At 69.8% G+C, this 17780-nt stretch carries 17 protein-coding genes; 6 read left to right on the top strand and 11 right to left on the bottom strand.

The features are described 5' to 3' along the window. Positions 1–10 precede the first annotated feature (10 nt). On the bottom strand, positions 11–844 hold the full coding sequence (gene panB / locus J0911_RS17865; RefSeq protein WP_207276783.1) for a 3-methyl-2-oxobutanoate hydroxymethyltransferase: 834 nt from the start codon (positions 842–844) through the stop codon (positions 11–13). Between the two features lie 49 nt (positions 845–893). Here panB and glnA point away from each other — a divergent pair, with 49 nt between their 5' ends. The 3 genes from glnA (at position 894) to J0911_RS17850 (ending at position 6858) form a co-directional block, all read left to right on the top strand. Further along, a complete protein-coding gene (gene glnA, locus J0911_RS17860; RefSeq protein ID WP_207276782.1) occupies positions 894–2231 on the top strand; it encodes a type I glutamate--ammonia ligase in 1338 nt (445 codons plus the stop codon). Positions 2232–2298: 67 nt separating this feature from the next. After that, positions 2299–5565, top strand: coding sequence for a bifunctional [glutamine synthetase] adenylyltransferase/[glutamine synthetase]-adenylyl-L-tyrosine phosphorylase (locus tag J0911_RS17855; protein ID WP_207276781.1), 3267 nt, complete (start codon positions 2299–2301; stop codon positions 5563–5565). A 129-nt stretch (positions 5566–5694) separates the two neighbouring features. Further along, a complete protein-coding gene (locus tag J0911_RS17850) occupies positions 5695–6858 on the top strand; it encodes an endonuclease (protein ID WP_207276780.1) in 1164 nt (387 codons plus the stop codon). Positions 6859–6882: 24 nt separating this feature from the next. On the opposite strand, the gene J0911_RS17845 is transcribed toward J0911_RS17850, so the two are convergent. The 3 genes from J0911_RS17845 to J0911_RS20620 all read right to left on the bottom strand — a co-directional run bounded on the left by J0911_RS17845 (position 6883) and on the right by J0911_RS20620 (position 9128). Then, positions 6883–7353: a hemerythrin domain-containing protein gene (locus J0911_RS17845; RefSeq protein WP_307865153.1), complete on the bottom strand. Its 471-nt coding sequence runs from the start codon at positions 7351–7353 to the stop codon at positions 6883–6885. Between the two features lie 134 nt (positions 7354–7487). Beyond that, a complete protein-coding gene (locus J0911_RS17840) occupies positions 7488–8171 on the bottom strand; it encodes a nuclease-related domain-containing protein (RefSeq protein WP_207276779.1) in 684 nt (227 codons plus the stop codon). A gap of 51 nt (positions 8172–8222) precedes the next feature. Further along, complete coding sequence (locus tag J0911_RS20620) at positions 8223–9128, bottom strand: helix-turn-helix transcriptional regulator (RefSeq protein ID WP_242636773.1); 906 nt, start codon at positions 9126–9128, stop codon at positions 8223–8225. Between the two features lie 142 nt (positions 9129–9270). Here J0911_RS20620 and J0911_RS21245 point away from each other — a divergent pair, with 142 nt between their 5' ends. Together J0911_RS21245 and J0911_RS17825 are read left to right on the top strand one after the other, a co-directional pair. Then, on the top strand, positions 9271–10050 hold the full coding sequence (locus J0911_RS21245) for a CPBP family intramembrane glutamic endopeptidase (RefSeq protein WP_207276778.1): 780 nt from the start codon (positions 9271–9273) through the stop codon (positions 10048–10050). A 116-nt stretch (positions 10051–10166) separates the two neighbouring features. Beyond that, positions 10167–10769, top strand: coding sequence for a thymidine kinase (locus J0911_RS17825; RefSeq protein ID WP_307865152.1), 603 nt, complete (start codon positions 10167–10169; stop codon positions 10767–10769). 16 nt (positions 10770–10785) lie between these two features. On the opposite strand, the gene J0911_RS17820 is transcribed toward J0911_RS17825, so the two are convergent. From J0911_RS17820 to J0911_RS17795, 6 genes are all read right to left on the bottom strand, one after another. Continuing rightward, positions 10786–12504, bottom strand: a complete 1719-nt coding sequence (locus tag J0911_RS17820; RefSeq protein ID WP_207276777.1) for a cholesterol oxidase substrate-binding domain-containing protein — start codon at positions 12502–12504, stop codon at positions 10786–10788. Positions 12505–12601: 97 nt separating this feature from the next. Further along, positions 12602–13198, bottom strand: a complete 597-nt coding sequence (locus J0911_RS17815; RefSeq protein ID WP_207276776.1) for a hypothetical protein — start codon at positions 13196–13198, stop codon at positions 12602–12604. Between the two features lie 336 nt (positions 13199–13534). Then, a complete protein-coding gene (locus J0911_RS17810; RefSeq protein ID WP_372434899.1) occupies positions 13535–14416 on the bottom strand; it encodes a phosphotransferase in 882 nt (293 codons plus the stop codon). 50 nt (positions 14417–14466) lie between these two features. Further along, a complete protein-coding gene (locus tag J0911_RS17805) occupies positions 14467–14928 on the bottom strand; it encodes a glycine-rich domain-containing protein (RefSeq protein WP_207276774.1) in 462 nt (153 codons plus the stop codon). A 276-nt stretch (positions 14929–15204) separates the two neighbouring features. Continuing rightward, entirely contained in the window at positions 15205–15483 is a 279-nt protein-coding gene (locus J0911_RS17800) for a KOW domain-containing RNA-binding protein (protein WP_207276773.1), read from the bottom strand. Then, entirely contained in the window at positions 15480–15722 is a 243-nt protein-coding gene (locus tag J0911_RS17795; protein ID WP_207276772.1) for an HAD hydrolase family protein, read from the bottom strand. Before J0911_RS17795 ends, J0911_RS17800 begins: the two co-directional genes overlap by 4 nt. A gap of 166 nt (positions 15723–15888) precedes the next feature. Between J0911_RS17795 and J0911_RS17790 the strand changes: the two genes are divergently transcribed. Beyond that, positions 15889–17103 (top strand): NsdA family TPR-like regulatory protein, encoded by a 1215-nt coding sequence (locus J0911_RS17790; protein WP_207276771.1) that lies wholly within the window; start codon positions 15889–15891, stop codon positions 17101–17103. Here J0911_RS17790 and J0911_RS17785 read toward each other — a convergent pair. After that, positions 17097–17393, bottom strand: coding sequence for a hypothetical protein (locus J0911_RS17785; protein WP_207276770.1), 297 nt, complete (start codon positions 17391–17393; stop codon positions 17097–17099). The two genes, J0911_RS17790 and J0911_RS17785, sit on opposite strands and share 7 nt — an antisense overlap. Between the last annotated feature and the right edge of the window lie 387 nt (positions 17394–17780).

Below are 17780 nucleotides of genomic sequence, written 5' to 3'. Positions count from 1 at the left end.
CCGGCGGCGCTCAGTCCAGGAAGGAGTGCGCGTCGTCGGGGAACGTGCCCTTCTTCACGTCGGCGACGTAGTCCTCGGCGGCCTGCCGGAGGGCGCGTCCCAGTTCGGCGTAGCGTTTGGCGAAGCGGGGGGTCCAGTCGGTCATCCCGGCCATGTCGGTCCACACGAGGACCTGGCCGTCGCACTGGGCTCCCGCTCCGATGCCGATCGTGGGGATGCGCAGGATCTCCGTGATCCGCGCGGCGACGTCGACCGGGACCATCTCGAGCACGACGGCGACGGCCCCGGCCTCCTGGACGGCGAGGGCGTCGTCGGCGAGGACCTCGGCGGCCTCGTCGCCACGGCCCTGCACGCGGTGCCCGCCGAGGGCATGCTCCGACTGCGGGGTGAACCCGAGGTGCGCGACAACGGGGATCCCGGCGTCCGTCAGGGCACGGATCTGCGCGGCCACGCGCTTGCCGCCCTCCAGCTTGACGGCGGCGACCCCGGTCTCCTTCATCATCCGGACGCCGGTCGCGAGGGCCTGGGCGGCTCCGGCTTCGTAGGACCCGAACGGCAGGTCCACGACGACGAGTGCGCGCCTCGCGGCGGTCGCCACGGCGCGGGCGGGTGGGATCATGTCGTCCACCGTGACCGGCAGGGTCGTGGCGTGTCCGTGCATCACGTTGCCGATCGAGTCGCCCACGAGCAGCAGGTCGACGCCCGAGGCGTCCAGTACCGTGGCGGTGACGGCGTCGTACGCCGTGAGCATCGTGATCTTCTCGCCGCGCTCCTTCGCGGCGGCGAGGTGGTGCACACGCACCTTCTTGGCCGACGCGGGCGTCGGCTTGGTGTGGGCTGACATGCCTTGACCGTACACGCACCAGTAACACGGATGAGGCAAGATGGCCCCCATGGACAGGCAGCAAGAGTTCGTGCTCCGCACGGTCGAGGAGCGTGACATCCGGTTCATCCGGCTCTGGTTCACGGACGTGCTCGGCGTGCTCAAGTCGGTCGCCGTGGCCCCGGCCGAACTGGAGTCGGCGTTCACCGAGGGCATCGGGTTCGACGGGTCGGCGATCGAGGGCCTCACGCGGGTCTACGAGGCCGACATGGTCGCGCGCCCCGACCCGACCACCTTCCAGGTGCTGCCGTGGCGGGGTGAGCGGCACGGCACGGGCCGGATGTTCTGCGACATCCTGACGCCCGACGGCGAACCCTCGCTGGCCGACTCCCGGAACGTGCTCAAGCGCCAGCTGGCGCGGTCCGCCGAGGAGGGCTTCACCTTCTACACCCATCCGGAGGTGGAGTTCTACCTGTTCAACCAGCCGAAGTCGGCCGGCGAGCCGCTGGTTCCCGTCGACGACGGCGGTTACTTCGACCACCTCGCGCGCGGTTCCACGCACGACTTCCGGCGCGCCGCGATCACGATGCTGGAGTCCATGGGGATCTCGGTGGAGTTCTCCCACCACGAGGCCGGGCCCGGGCAGAACGAGATCGACCTGCGCTACGCCGACGCCCTCACCACGGCGGACAACCTCATGACGTTCCGCACCGTGGTGAAGGAGGTCGCGCTGGAACAGGGCGTGTACGCGTCGTTCATGCCGAAACCGCTCGCGACGCACCCGGGCAGCGGCATGCACACGCACATGTCGCTGTTCGAGGACGACCGCAACGCCTTCCACGAGCCGGGCGCCCAGTTCGAACTGTCCAAGACGGCGCGCCAGTTCATCTCCGGCCTCATGGTCCACGCCGGCGAGATCACCGCCATCACGAACCAGCACGTCAACTCGTACAAGCGGTTGTGGGGCGGGCAGGAGGCGCCGTCGTACATCTCCTGGGGGCACAACAACCGGTCCGCCCTCGTGCGCGTGCCGATGTACAAGCCGGGCAAGGGCAACTCGTCGCGCGTGGAGTACCGCGCACTGGACTCGGCCGCGAACCCGTACCTCGCGTTCGCCGTCCTCCTCGCGGCCGGGATGAAGGGCATCGAGGAGGGCTACGACCTCATCGAGCACACCGAGGACGCCGTCTGGGACCTCACCTCGGCCGAACGGCGGTCCCTCGGGATCAAGCCGCTGCCGCGCAATCTTTCCGAGGCGATCGAGGCGATGGAGCAGTCCGAGCTCGTCGCCGCCACGCTCGGCGAGCACGTCTTCCAGTACGTGCTGAGCAACAAGCGCCAGGAATGGGACGCGTACAGCGCCCAGGTGACGCCGTTCGAGCTCGAACGGTTCCTGCAGGTCCTGTGACCCCACGCCGTGGCGTCCCACGGGGTCGCGTGGTGACACCCACCCACGCGACCCCTAACCTCGGACTGTGACCAGCCGCCGTCCCCAGACGCTGACCACCCACCTCATCCGGGCGGGCTTCGCCGACCTCACCCGGTCCGCGACGCTCTGGAACGACCCCGACCTGGTCGCCGTCTGCGACGGCCAGGCCGACGAGCCCCTCCCCGTCGGTCCCGACGGCCGCGCCGTGGTCCTCAGCGACCGCGCCGGCGCGCTCCTCGCCCGTCTCGGTGACACCGCCGACCCCGACCTCGCGCTGCTCCAGCTCACGCGCCTCGCCGGCGCGTCACCCGACCTGCTCCGCAAGGTCCTGGCCGACGACGGCCCGGGCGAGCCGGCCGACGTCGGCGTGCAGGCGACACCCGTTCCCACCCGGCGGCTGCTGCGCGTGCTCGGCGCGTCCTCGGCCCTCGGCGACGAACTCGTACGCCGTCCCCAACTGCTCGACGTACTCACCGACCCCGCACCCGGTACGGGCGTGCCGCCGCAGGACGTCCGCGCGGAACTTCTGCGGGCCGTCGACGCCGACCCCGACGCCGACGTGCCGGTCGCCGGACAAGAGGCCGCATCCGCCGACCCGTCGTCGCCGTCGTCCGTGCTCGACGGCTCCTCGGGTTCCGCTGCGGGCGAGGGCCTCGTTCCTCAGCCCTCACCCTCCGCTCACCCGTCGTCGCCGTCGTACAGCGACCGGCTGCGGCGTGCCTACCGGGCGCGGCTGCTGCGGATCGCCGCGACCGACGTGACCGCGCCGGTGGCGACGGCGGCGATGCCCGCCGTCGGCGCGGCGCTCGCGGACCTGGCCGGAGCGGCACTCGAGGCGGCGCTCGCCGTGGCCCGCTTCGAGACACCCGGGCACGAGGCAGTACGACTCGCCGTGATCGGGATGGGCAAGACCGGCGGACGGGAGCTGAACTACGTCTCGGACGTGGACGTCATCTACGTCGCCGAGCCGGCAGCCGCTCCCGACGGTGAGCCGGGGGACGAGGACCACGCCCTACGGGTGGGCACACGTCTCGCGACCGCGCTCGCGCGGGTGTGCTCCGGCACGTCCGACGAGCCACGGCTGTGGGAGGTGGACGCCGCGCTGCGGCCGGAGGGCAAGCAGGGCCCGCTCGTGCGTACCCTGGCCAGCCACGTCGCCTACTACGAGCGCTGGGCCTCGACGTGGGAGTTCCAGGCCTTGCTCAAGGCCCGGCCGGTGGCGGGCGACCGGGCGCTCGGTGACGCGTACGTCGCCGCGCTGTCGCCCATGGTGTGGCAGGCGGCGTCGCGGGAGCACTTCGTCGAGGACGCCCGGGCCATGCGCAAACGGGTCGAGGACAACGTGCCGCCCGCCGAGGCCCCGCGGCAGATCAAACTGGGACGCGGTGGCCTGCGCGACGTCGAGTTCACGGTGCAGCTCCTGCAGCTCGTCCACGGGCGCACCGACGAGTCGATCCGGTCGGCCACCACCCTGGACGCCCTGGCCGCCCTGGCCGCGGGCGGGTACGTCGGCCGGGCGGAGACCGGGCAGATGACGGAGTGCTACGCGTTCCTGCGTGCGCTGGAGCACCGCGTCCAGATGTTCGGGCTGCGCCGCACCCACCTCCTGCCGACCGACGACGCCGACCTGCGCCGCCTCGCCCGCGGGCTCGGCATGCCCGGCGGCGACGAGCTGACCAAGCGGTGGAAGGCGGTGCGCCGCGAGGTGCGCGACCTGCACGAGGCGCTGTTCTACCGGCCGCTGCTGCCGGCGACCGCGGGCCTGAGCGAGGACGAGATCTCCCTGGCCCCGGAGGCGGCCATGGCGCGGTTCGCGGCGATCGGCTACCGCAACCCCGCGGGCGCGATGCGGCACGTCGAGGCACTGACCGAGGGGGTGTCGCGGCGGGCGGCGATCCAGCGGCAACTGCTGCCGGTCCTGCTGGGCTGGTTCGCCGACGGCGCCGACCCGGACGCGGGACTGCTCGGCTTCCGGAAGGTCTCCGACATGCTCGGGTCCACACACTGGTACCTGCGGCTGCTACGGGACTCCGAGGTGGCCGCCGAGCGCCTCGCGCAGGTACTGTCCAGTTCCTCCTACCTGGCGGACGCGCTGGCGCGGTCCCCCGAGTCCGTGAAGTGGCTCGGCAGGCCCGAGGCCCTCGAACCGCTCGGGGCCGAACGACTGGCCGCCGAGATGGACGCCGTGCTGAGCCGCGCCGAGGAGCCCGCGCCCGCGGCACAGACCCTGCGGGCCCTCCGGCGCCGGGAGCTGGCACGCACCGGAGTCGCGGAGATCCTGGGCGAACTGGGCCCGGTGAGTGCGGCGCGAGCGATCTCGGACGCGGCCGACGTCGTGCTCGGTGGCGCGCTGCGGGTGGCGCGGGCCGAGGCGCGGGACGCCGCCGGGATCCCCGCGGGCGCGGAACCCGCGATCCTCCTCGTGGTCGCCATGGGACGGCTCGGCGGACAGGAGATGGGCTACGGCTCCGACGCCGACGTGATGTTCGTGCACACGCCGGCCGCCGGCGCCGAGGAACGTGAGGCGAGCGAGTTCGCCCTGGCGGTGGCGCGCGAGCTGCGGCAGCTGCTGAGCGCCGTCGGGCCGGAACCGCCGCTGCCCGTGGACGCCGACCTGCGGCCCGAAGGGCGCAACGGGCCGCTGGTGCGCTCGTTCGCGTCGTACCAGGAGTACTACGAGCGGTGGTCCTCGCCGTGGGAGGCGCAAGCGCTGCTGCGTGCCAGGCCACTGGGCAAGTGGGCGCCCGCCGGCGGCGCGAGCGGGCCGGAGGCCTGGCTGGCCGACCGGTTCAAGGGACTCGTCGACCCGCTGCGGTACCCCGCCGGCGGACTGGGGGACGACGTCGTCCGCGAGGTGCGCCGCATCAAGGCGCGGGTGGAGGCCGAACGGCTGCCCCGGGGCGTCGACCCGGCGAGGCACCTCAAGCTCGGGCGCGGGGGAGTGTCCGACGTCGAATGGACCGTCCAGCTCCTGCAGCTGCAGCACGCCCACGAGGTGCCCGGGCTGAGGACCACCGGCACCATCCCGGCACTGTACGCGGCACGGGACGCGGGCCTGATGTCGGAGCAGGACGCCGCCGAACTGCGCGAGGCGTGGTTCCTGGCCTCGCGGCTGCGGTCCGCGATCGTGCTGTGGTCGGGGAAGACCACCGGTGCGCAGGTGGACCGTCTGCCGCACGGTGGTCAGGACCTGGCCGGCGTGGCCGCGGTTCTCGGTGACGTCGGTACCGGCCCGGAACTGGAGGAGCTCTACCTCCGCACGGCACGCCGGGCTCGGGCGGTCATGGAGCGCCTCTTCTACGGCGAGGAGTAGCGGGCCCGCTGCGCAGGCGGGCCGTCTCGCGTGCCCTTCCGCAGGCGGGGCGCGCCGGCGCGCTGGATGCCAAGAAAAGTTAACGAACGCGTCACAACAGAGCCATCTCACCCGGATAGGGTGAAAAGCATGCGGCAGCTGCGAGGGCGCTCAGCCCTGTCCACGGTCCTGGCCCTCTCCTTCTCCCTGGTGCTCGCAGGGCTGGTGCCCCTGAGCTCCGCACCGCCGAGCAACGCTGCCACGTCGATGGATGTCACCCAGGCACGCGCCACTCAGGACGGTTCGACCGCGACGGTGCGCGGCTACGTCGTCGGGCAGCCCGTCGCCTCCGACAGCGTGGTCACCACCGGGTTCCCGACGGACTACGCGCTGGCACTGGCCGACGCACCCGGGGAGACCGACACGGGAGACATGCTCTACGTGCAGATCCCGAGCGGCTTCCGCGCCGAGTTCGGCCTCGCGTCGAACCCGGACCGCATGGGACAGCTCCTGGACGTGACCGGAACGCTGACGGCGTACTTCTCCCGTCCGGGGCTCAAGAGCGGTAGCCAGTTCGCCGTCGTCCACGGGGGAGGCGACGGCGGCGGTGGTGCCGATCCGGGCGGGGACGAGCCTGCCGGGTACTACGACGCCGCCGACGGCCTGACCGGGGCTGCCCTGAAGGCCGCCCTGCACGGGATCATCGACGACCACACCGAACTGAGCTATTCGACCGTCTGGACCGCCCTGCGGGAGACCGACGAGGACCCGGACGCCCCGGGCAACGTCATCGAGCTGTACACGGGCCGCTCCGTCTCCGAGTACGACAACGGTGGCGACGTCGGCGACTGGAACCGTGAGCACACCTGGGCCAAGAGCCACGGCGACTTCGGCACGTCCGCCGGCGCCGGCACGGACCTGCACCACCTGCGGCCGAGCGACGTCCAGGTGAACTCCACCCGCGGCAACAAGGACTTCGACGAGGGCGGGGCCTCGGTGACGAACTGTGGTGGCTGCTACACCGACTCCAACTCGTTCGAGCCGCCGGACCGTGTCAAGGGCGACGTCGCCCGGATGCTCTTCTACATGGCCGTGCGGTACGACGGCAGCGACGCCCCGGACCTCGAGCTGAACGACACGGCCGGCAACGGTTCGGTGCCCTGGCACGGGCGGATCTCCGTACTCCTCGACTGGCATGCGTCCGACCCGGTCTCGGCCGGCGAGCGCAGCCGCAACGAGATCATCTACACCGACTGGCAGGGGAACCGGAACCCGTTCATCGACCACCCCGAGTGGGCCGAACGGATCTGGTAGGGCGGCCTCCACGCCCGCGGCCGCTCACAGCGGTCCGAGGGCGGTCCGAGGATCGGCGTCCAGGTCGAGGGTCTCCAGGACCGGTAGGAGGACGCGCTCCTCGTAGCGGAAGTGCGACTCCATGATGGCGGCGACACCCTCCAGATGCCGGTCGAGATCCTCGGGAGGCGCCGCCCGGTCGACGGCCGCCCGGAGGGCCGTCAGCAGGTACGCGATCATCGAGTGGTCCTGCGTCAGCTTTCCCACCGTTTCGGCCAGCTCCGGGTGCCGTGCGGTGATCGCGGGGAAGAGGTCATGGTCCTCGCCCTCGTGGTGCCCCGCCAGGGCCGTGCAGAAGCCGTGGCAGAACAGCAGCAGCTCACGGGTGGCGGTCGGTGCGGGAACGCCGTCGGACACCGCGGCGCGGGTCACCGCGAGCGCCTCGCGCAGGCGACCGTGCACCCGGCGCATCTCGTCGGCCCAGGCGACGAGCCTGGTCGTGTCGCCCCCGCTCACGTGGCAGGGGTCGAAAGGGCGACGTGCACGTCGTGTCCTCTCGGTCCGGCGCCTCCATGCCTGACACGGCCTGCCACCGGCACGCGACGCTGCTGCGAGGTTACACCGCGCGGCCCCGGCAGGCGCTCCGCCGATCAGGCGCGGCGCGTGCGCTGTGCTGCGAGCCACGTGGCGGGGTGCCTGGCGGCCTGGTAGAGGGCCGCGACCTCGTCGCCCGTGAAGTTTCCCGGGCTCGCGTCCTGAGCGTCGAACCACGACTGGAACGTGTCGAGCGCGAGCAGCCGGACGCCGTCGGCGGACAGTTCGTCACGCACCTCCGCCGGATCGACGAAGGTGACGACCGGCCGGGCCGACACCGTCAGGCCCACCGCCGTGGACAGTGCCACGCTCACCTTGTCGCTCTCGTGGCGGGCCGACCGGAGCGTTCTCACCTCACCGTGGCGGGCGCTCCCGTCCGTGCGGCTCGTCCGGACGGTCTCCCGGCGGCCGGTGATCCGGCGCCCGCTCCAGTGCTTGGTGTTGATGGTGTACACGCCCGGTGGCCCGATGACGAGGTGGTCGAGATCGGTGCCCGCCGCGCTCGTCACGATCGAGTGCAGGACCCTCCACCTCGGATGTCGTCCCAGGAAGGCACGGAGTTCCCGGGCGACGGCCCGCTCGCCACGGATGCCTTGCGTGATGCGGCGGTACTCGTCGTCGGGGACGCCGTCGACGAGGCCCTTGAGAACACGCAGCGGGTGCCGGCGCACGTACCTCCGTCGCCAGCGCAGCAGTTGTTGCGCCGGCTTGTTGCGGGCCAGGTCCTCGTCCGGGTGCACGCACCGACCGTAGGCCGGAGTGCGGGGATGTCGCCTCCCGGATCGGCGGTGTCACCGTCGGACCACTCGCAGCGCAAGCTGCGTCCGGTCGCGCAGTCCGAGCTTGCGCAGGGCGCTGGAGACGTGGTTCTTGACGGTGCCCTCGGTGAGGTGGAGGGTCGCGGAGATCTCACCGTTGGTGTGCCCGAGGCCGACGAGGCGTGCGACCTCACGCTCGCGTCGCGTGAGGAGGTCTTCGCCGGGGAACCCGAGGGATCCGGAGCGGGTCGGGGGTTCGACGGCCGAGGCGCCGTCGTTCGGCGAGCGGCTTTCCGACGGCGGGGACGGCGGCGGCGAGGACGACGGGGGCGGAGGTGAGGGCGGCGACGCCGGCGGGGGCGGGGGCGACGCCGGCGAGGGCCAGGGCGACGTCGGCGGGGGCGACGACAGCGACGGCGGCGATGACGGCTCTCGGGTCGGCGCGGACGCACCGGTCAGTCCGAGCGCGAGAGCACCGCCGAACGCCAGCGCCCCCATCTGGCCGACCGTCCGCAGCGGCTCGTCGGGCGTGAGGGCTGCCTGTGTGGCCCCGAGCGCCACGACGAGCGCAGCGACGCCGCCGACGGCGAGACCCGTGCCCCAAGCTCGTGCCACACCGGCGAGCCCGACCACGAGCAGCGCGAGCTGCACGTACGCGACGGAGGTGAGACCGAGGAACATGGTGGCGGCGACGAGTGCGGGTGCCAGGGCCCGTGCCCGTGGTGACGAGTCCCACGGCAGCAGGCCCCACAGGACGACGACCGCGGCGACGTTGGCCACCGCCAGGGCGACGCCCACCGTGCCCAGGCCTCCGGCGGCGATCCGGTGCGGGCCCGCGACGACGAGCGAGACGGTCGCGAACGCGACGACGGCCCACAGCACCACGGTGAACGCCACGGGTCGCCCTGGCGCGTGCAGCAGGTAGGGCATCCCGGGCATGCGGCACACGATGCCAGGTGCTGTCCCCGGTGGTCCACCCGTGACCGAAGTCATGGTCGTGCACTCATGACTTCGGATGGATGTGCCGGCGGGCGCGGGTCTCGTAGCTTCCTGAGCCATGCGAACTCTTCACCCTGCGTGGGTGCTTCTCCTTGCCGTTCTTGTCATGTTCGCCGGTCCGCTCCTCGCGTCCCTGCCGTTTCTCGGCGTGTTGGACGGGGCCGGTTCCGGGCTCCCGCCCGGTGCCGCTGTCGGCCTGCAGGCAGGCTTCCAGGTGCTGTCCTGCGTGATCGTCGTGGCGCTCGTCGTCGGCTGGCGCCGCCTCATGCACCGCCCGGTCGTCGCCGCGGGCCTCACGTGGTCCCGCGCGGGAGCGTTGCGCTTCCTCGTCGGTGCCCTCGCGATCGCGGGTGGGCTGACGGCCGTCCGGCTCGTCGCCGTGGCACTCGGCGCGATGGAGTTCCACACGTGGTCCGACGCCGATCTCGGTGGGCTCCCCGTCGTCGCCGTCGTGGGCGCCGTGGTCGTGCAGGCTCTCGTCTACCAGGCGTTTCCCGAGGAACTGATCTGGCGCGGCCACGTGACCGACGTGCTGCGCGACCGGTGGTCGCCAGGGACGGTGCTCGTCGTGACGTCGGTGGCCTTCGGCCTGCTGCACATCTTCTCCCAGGGAGGGCAGGAGACGGTGCTCGATCATGCCGCCTATGTGACCATGGCGATCCTGCTCGGATTCGCGTGCGGGGCCGCACGCCTGCGCACCGGGGGGACGGGCGCGGCGGTAGGGGTTCATGCCGGATTCCACCTCGCCAACAACTTCCTGCCGGCGACCGCCGGCAGCGTCGTCGCGGACGCCCTCGTGATGGGCGTCGCACTGGCCGTCGTCGGCGCCGGGTTTCTGCTGGCACGTCGTGTCCCGGGCTAGCACGCCCGGAGAGCCGGTGGGCGGGGCGCTCCGGCGCCGATCGGACGGGCCCCGCCCGGGGTTAGGGTTCTGTCCGGCAGGGACCGGCCTGCCGTGGACGGCGGGGAGATGTATCGGTGGAGCTGTCGCTGGTCCTCGGCCCGATGAAGTCCGGCAAGTCGCTCGACCTCATCGCGCAGATGGCGCCGCTGGCGTACTCACGGCTGAGCTGCGCCGTCGTGCAGTCGGCCCGGCACGTGCGCGACGCGCGCATCGTCTCCCGGACAGGGGCTTCCGTGCCGACCGTCAAGCTGGAGACCCTCGAACCACTGCTGCACACCACCGACGACGTCGTCGCGATCGACGAGGTCCACATGTTCACGCCCACCGACGTGCGCGTCGTCGAGGAGCTCGTGCTGCGCGGCACGCGGGTGCTCGCCTGCGGCATCGACCTCGACCACCGGGGCGAGCTGTTCGCCACCGTGCGTGCGCTGCTGGAGCTCGGGCCGACGGACGTGCGCTACCGGCGCGCCGTCTGCGACCGCTGCCAGGACCTCCACGCGGCGTTCACGCAGGTGCTGAGTGAGGGTGTGCCGTTCCTCGAACCCCTGGGCGCCTCCGAGCCGCTGCCGGACGACGGCACGTTCACGTACGAGGCACTGTGCCGCCGCTGCTTCGTGCTGCCGGAGACGGCGATCGTGACCGGGACGTCCGGGGTGCGGCGACCGCAGCGGGAATGACGCGTACGGGCGGCGGTCAGGGCATGAGGCGATCGTGCACTTCGGCGCGGAAGATGCCGTGGGGGTCCCAACGGTCCAAGGCGGCCAGCGCCTCGTCCCATCCCGTGAGGGTGCCGGGGATCGTCGTTCGGAGCGTTTCGGTGTCGGTCCAGGAGCCGTCGAGGGAGGTGGCAAACCGCTTCGCCCATTCGGGGCGGGCCACGCCGAGTTCGGGCGGGAGTTCATGGAACCAGGCCTCGAGCCGCATGAACAGCTCGTTGGTACGAGGACTGCCGGGCAGATTCAGCACATCGAGCCAGACGGCCGTATCCAGTTCGGGGCGTCCCTCGACCGGGGAGACCGCAGACAGCGTGGCGGTTGCAGCTCCCGGGACGCCGATGTCTTCCGGGCGGTCCAGCCCGGTCACCCGGATCTCGCAGGTGTTGTTCGCCGGGTAGTCACCCTCGCGGCGGAACTCGTCGATGAGCTTCAGGTAGTGGTCCGTGAAGCCATGGACGACGTGCTGGAGCAGATCGCGACGAGTGATGACGACATGGCTGCCGGCAGAGACCCTCAGCGTCGTGGGTCTGACGAAGTGGATGAAGTTCTTGGCCTCGCCCCACATGTCGGTGGCACGGGCGGCGACCAGCCCGGTGGCGGCCGCGGTCAGCTGAGCGTTCGTGGCCGTGGGGGTCAGGTGCCACGCGCCCTTGGTGATCTCCGCGATCAGGAAGGCGACACTGTCGGGCAGGTTGTCGGCGAAAGGGTAGTTGTACGGCGCGTACACCGGGCGGCTCAGCAGGGGCCGTCTCTCCGTGACGTCCCAGGTCTGGACCCAGGGGAACTCCGTCATGGCGAACCAGATCAGCCCGACGCGCCCATGGCGCTCCACGAGGGCGCTCAACGAACCGTCTCCGGCCTCGCCCGGTGGCGCGAACAGCTCCCGGTAGGAGGCCGAGGTCGAGTTCCGGCATCGCAGGTGGTAGTTCGGAACCGTCTGCAGCACCGCCTCGAGAATCATGGCCCTGCCGAGGTTGACCAGCAGGGGAGCGATCTGCGGATCGGAGCGGTGAAAGGTGCGGACGACGAAGGAGTCCCGGACGTCGTCCCAGACCACCACGGTCAGCTCGACGACGGTGTTGCTGACCGTTCCGTAGGTCGCACCCGGCGGAGCCGTCTCGCCCTCGGCAGGGAGGTTGGTCCCGTGGCCGCTGACCGCGAGCACCCCGGCCACGGAGACGTCACCGGGAGCGGGGGCGCCGATGAGGCACCGGTCGTGCGCCGAGAGGAAGTTCAGCAGGCTCTCCATGCTCGCGCCGGCCTGTACTCGCACGCGCTCGGTGGTGTCCATGCTCATCGCTGCCAGTTTGCTGGTGTCGATCAGGACGACGTTCTTGTTCGCCGTGGTCCCGTTCTCGACGACCAGCGGGGACCAGGAGTGGCTGAACCCGACCGGCCGAACGCGATATCCCGCGGTGGCCGCCCAGTTCGCAACGGCGACGACGTCGTCGGCGGTCTCGACCGTGCTGGTCCACAGCGAGTCGGTGGTGATGGTGGTGTCCCAGTTCCTGAAGACGTCCTTGTGCAGATCCACGCCTGGAGGGAAGCCGGGAGGCAGGTCGGTGGCGACGGCTTCGGCCCGGTCCACCCGTCCGATGAGGATCCAGGCTGCGCCGAGGGCCGCGCCGGTCATGACTGCTCGACGCGACGGGCCCTCCGGCCGGGATGTCGCCATGTGGTCGGGTGCTGAATTCATGGGACTCTTTCACGCGCGGGGATTCTTCGGGTTATCACGTGGCGAGGTGCGCCAGCCGGCACACCCCGCCACATGATTCAGCGAGCTGGATGCCTCGTCAGGAGCGAGCCGACTCGCAGAACGCGAGAATGTCGCCAAGAGTGGCCGTCTGGTGGAAGACCGTGTCGTTGATGGCGTAGACCGGAGCCTGAAGGAATGGCGTCAGCAGGTACTGGAGGGTCTCGTAGGGGTCGGAGGAAAGCGTGACGATTCGCACGATGTGGTCGCCGTTCTCCGCCAGAAAATGACCGAGATCGGTCCCGTGATCGGAAAAGTTGACGAACAGCCAGTCGAGGGTTGCGGTCGGACCAGAGCAGACGGGGATGATCGCGGTCTCCTCGTCGTGGCTCGGAGACCAGGTTCCGTCGCCCGAGGGCGTCCCGGCCGGGCCGGTGCCCCCGAGCACACCGAGGACGGCGTCGACCAAGCTCTCGATGAGCCCGGTCACGGTGCCGAGCAGGCCGGTGGCGGGGAGGTCTGCCGAAGTGCTGGACGCCGGCGCGTCCACGGGGACGGCAGGTCCCGGGTCCGCAGTGGCGGCGCCGACCACTTCCGCGCCGCTGCTTCCAGGGATCGCGAGCGCGTTCGCGCTCGTCACCCCGGTGACGACCAGGCCGGCTGACAAGATCACGGCCATCCCGGAACGCCGGATCACACGGAATCCTCGCATCATTACCGTTCCCTTCGAATAGCTTCGCCAAGACTACGGTGGATCACGTGTTTGCGTGATTCACCACGACGAGCATCAGGTCGCTTCTTCACCCTGTCAACCGGAACGCAATGGGTGGGCGATGAATGAACTACCACTTTCCGGGAGGAGCAGGGCTTATCATTTCGAACGCGCCTCGCGGATTCTTGCAGATGGCCGGGCAGAAAAAGTTCGTGCGACACATTCGAGAGCTGCGGTGTCCATTTTTCTGAACATTGAGAACGGGGGTGCGCCGTCGCCGTCGTTCTTGTGCCGGGCGCCTCACGTCAGGGCGTCCGTCCGTCAGCTCATCCGGTGTTGGGTCCATCGGCGCGCGGCGTGGACTGGCCCGTTGCGGTGGGGGCTGGGGTGCTCGACGGCGAGTTTGCGCCACATGCCGTAGGTGGCTGCGGCGAAGGTTGCCACTGCCGTGGTGCTGGTGGTGGGTTGTCGCATTCCCCAGGTCGGGGCGGTCAGCTGTTCGGCGTCGGCTGGTGGGTGGCCTGCGGCGATGAGCCGGATGGTCAGGAGTGCGGAGTCGACCCATGCGGGTCCGGTGCGTGCCCAGGCCCAGTCGACCAGGCTCGCGATGCCGTCGGCGACCAGGAGGTTGAGTTCGTGCACGTCGCCGTGAACGACACTGCGGCCCTCTAGGACGTCGGTGATGTCGCGGTCGGCCTGCACGAGCTGGTCCAGGTGGTCCTTCTCCCACGGGTCGAGCAGGTCGGCATGCTGGTCGGCGAGCCGTTTCCAGCCCGCGAACCTGGCGTATTTCTTCACCAACGACGCCATGTCGGGTACTGGGCTCGGGGTGAGGTCGTCGGCCAGTCGGGAGACGAGGTCGATGACGGCCGGGATGTGAGGTGAGCCGGGTGTGAGGTTGGCGTGCCGGCCGGGTACGTAGGTGTACCCGGCCAGCAGCCAACCATTCGTCTCCACGGTCCACAGCAGGCAGGGCACGTCGACCGTGACCTCCCGGAGTCGCTGGTTGACGCGGATCTCGTGCCGGTGGGCACGAGCCTGCTGGTCCCGACGGCCACGCCCTTGCAGAACACCGTCCGGTTCTTCGTGGCGAGAGAGGCGGCGAACATGCTGTTGCGGCCCGTTGCCGGTTCGACCGTGTGCAGCACGGGTCCGGTCTGGGCTTGCACGGCGTGGCGCACCGGTTCGGGCAGGTCGTTCCACGACCAGCGGTCCATCAGCATCTCCTTCAGGGTGGCGGGGTGGGTGTCGGGTCAGGCGGGTGAGCTGGTGCAGCCCTGGTGGCACTGGGAGCACTCGATGTGGTGGCCGGTGGGCCACAGGTCGGTGTCCACGCAGAACCCGGCCGCGCTGATCGTGTCGACGGTGTAGGTGAGCGTGTCGTGCGCGGCCTGGCCGGTGGCGTCCGGGTCGTGGGGGTCGGTGGGCACGTGGTGCAGGAACCGGCCCGCGACCCGGTCACAGAAGGCGGCGTAGTCGCGGGTGTGCAGGATGAACTCGTGCCAGCCGTGGTCGACGAGCGGTGAGGGTGACAGCGGACGGCCGGCGTGGGCGGCGCTGGTGGCCAGGAACGCCAGGGCCTGGTCCACGATCTGCCCGGCCAGCGCCGGGTCGTGACCGTGCTCGACCGCGACCCGGTCGGTCAGGGTCTGGAACAGGTCGGGGTCGATGAGTTCACGGCCCTCGCGCAGGATCGGGGTGGTGATGGTGGTCATCGTGTCCTCCAAGGATCTCGGTGTCGTGTCGTGTCGTGGTGGTGGGGTGGGTCGGGGCTCGGGGCATGAGCCCCGACCCACGTCACCCGCCAGAGGTGGCGGGCTCGCGGCCTGGCGTCGTGCAGGAGGTGCAGGGAGTCCCGGGGGCGCACGCCAGGCCGCAAGAATGGGAAGTCCGGAAGGCCGGAGTCGACGTTGCTCACCGGTGTGTGCGCGCTGCCTGCCGCGCACCGAGCAACACAGCGAGGACCACGATGTAGCCGACCAGGACCCAGGTCATGACCCGGCCTCATCGGCGGGCCCCAGTTCGTGAGCTGCCAGGAGCGCGCTGCTGAACCCCCGTCGATCGATCTGCACGCGGATGGGCCACGGGCCCGGCGCGTCCAACTCGACGACCGTCCCGGTCGCACCGATCAACATCCGGGGACCGTCGGCAACCCGAACCTGGTCACCCACGTGCCACCGTGCCGGATGGCTTCGCTTCGGCGTCCTGGGGCGTGCGGGGTCGTGGGTGGTCTCGACGGTGAAGTCGTCCTCGCGCTGGTAGACGGTCATCGTGTCTCCGTCCCGCCGCGGGTCCGCACCGGCCCGAGCGCTCCGTTCGACGCGAAGATGTAGCCGCCCTTGTGCAGGCGTAGGTGTTCAGCGATGGGCAGGGCGTCGACCAGCGGACGCTGCGTGGCCAGCGCGACCGTGACGCCCTTCGCGACCGTTGCCGCGACCGCGCGGCGCGTCGGTGCGGATACGGTGTCGGTGCCTTTCTGGATGAGGGTGCCCTCGATGTCGACGAACACCACATCCGCTGTAGGGCCGGCTGTCATGATGGGTTGGGTTCTCACGGGAGTGCCTCTCTGGTGATCCGTACCGCCGCCGTGTTCGGCACACCCAGACTGGAACCCGAATCGCCTACTCGTCGATGCAGAGTTCGAAGTTCGAACAGAATTTGTAGGATGGCTTGCCATGACGAAGGTTGTGCCGCACGATTTCTGGTTTCGGCCAGACGTGGGTCAGGATCTGCAACGCTTCGACCTACGGTCAGTACTCGCCAAGATCGGCGTCCTTCCCGGCTGGAATCAGGCCGACGTGGCGCACGTCCTGGACTATTCCCGTCCGACGATGAACAAGATCGTCAATGGGGCGCGACCTCTTCATCTGGACGAGGCAATCAGGATCGTCCACGTGCTCGGGATTCCTTCATTCCTTGTCGGGCTGGGCGAAAACCTGGAACCAGGGAATGCAGAACGGTCCGCATCGACGCGCCAGCCGGCCGCTGTGCACGTGAAGGGCAAGCACACGAGTCTCTGGGGGAGAATCCACCGGACAACAGAGAAGTTCGCGGCGTTGGAGCGCGAACGAGGTGGGAACTCTCTTGCCAATGCACTGGCACGCGAAGTGAGTTTGACGTCGCCACTCGTCAGGGAAGAAGGGGTGCCGCGCACCATAGCGGCGTTCGCGGAGCTTTCAGCTCTCGCCGGATACGCCTACTACGACCTTCAACGCCATCGGCTGGCCGCCCACTACTACGATGTCGCGTTGCAGGCCGCGCACGAGAGCGGCGACGTCAGACTCGTGGGTCAATTCCGGGCACTCATGAGCATGAAAGCCACATGGCTCGATCAACCCAACGAGGGCGCCGCCCATGCTGTGGCGGCACTCCAACTTCACCCGCGAATGCCCGACATCCTCAAGTCCATGCTCCTCAGCAGGCAGGCACGTGCCGAAGCCCTTCGCGGCGACCGCACCCGTGTCCACCGCCTCCTGGAGGCAAGCAGCGGCATCGGCGCTGACGCCCCCGCACTGCGCACGCCCACGGCGTACTGGTCACGGGTCGAGATGTTCGGCAACGCCGGCATCGCCTACAAGGATGTCCGCGAGTTCTCGCTCGCCGAACAGAATCTGCGACAAGCCATCTCTCTCACCACGGCCAGTGACACCTGTGATGCTGCGCTCTATCTCGGGATGCTGTCCCGGCTGTACATCAAGCTCAACCGGCTCGAAGAAGCAGCAGACGCGGCAAGCCGGATACTGGCCAGCCCGGTCTCCTCGAATCGCACCACCAGGCAGCTGGCACTTTTTCTCGCCAAGACCAACCATCTGGACGCGGCCGCCATGCGCAATATTCGCCCGAAGATCCGCACCGCCCTCGATGCGACATCAAAGCAACGGGGTCACTGATTTGCTTCGTGCCACTTCTCATACTGGGCACGCTTGCGAGCCGTCCGCTCGTCGATCACATCTGCCGGAAGATTATTCGCAGAGATGAAATAGTCGAGCGCAGCTCGTGTATCACTGATCTCATCGGCAAGACGTTCACCAAGATCCGTCCCGTCCCAATGCGCGGTCGAGCCACCGGAGCCAATCAACTTGCCCAGCACCTGGAGAAGCTCACCGCACTCCTCGATAATTCGACTCGCGCCGGGCCACGATTCACTACCGATACTGTACGGGCCAGCATTCTTTCCCATCCGGGATAACCTCCACCGCTCGACTCGCCTCAATTATCGTGACTGATGAGTAAAGTAGGCCAGGACTCGACCTCGCTGCAAGTTCTTGGCTCCACTGTGAGCACGCACAGGTGGGCCTTCCGGTGGCTCCGCTATAGCGACATTCCAGGGCTGTCGTGGCTTCTGGAGGGTCCGCTGTCGTGGGCATCGTGGCGACCGGGTCTGGTTGTGGTTGTCGGATGGCATGGTGGACGTGTCGGCGTTGCGTCGTTGGACGATCATGGTGGGTGGGTCGCCGAAGGCGTGGTCACTGGTGATCTGTTCCTCGGCTGAGGTCGTCGAGGCGGCGCTCTCGGTCACGTCGATCGCCACCAGGCCACGTCGCCGTCGACATGGGGCAGGAACGTC

This window comes from Myceligenerans salitolerans (assembly GCF_017349295.1).
GTDB classification, from domain to species: Bacteria; Actinomycetota; Actinomycetes; order Actinomycetales; family Cellulomonadaceae; genus Myceligenerans; species Myceligenerans salitolerans.
The sequence above is the reverse complement of the archived record's forward strand: the minus strand, read 5'-3'. Positions and strand labels throughout refer to the sequence as shown.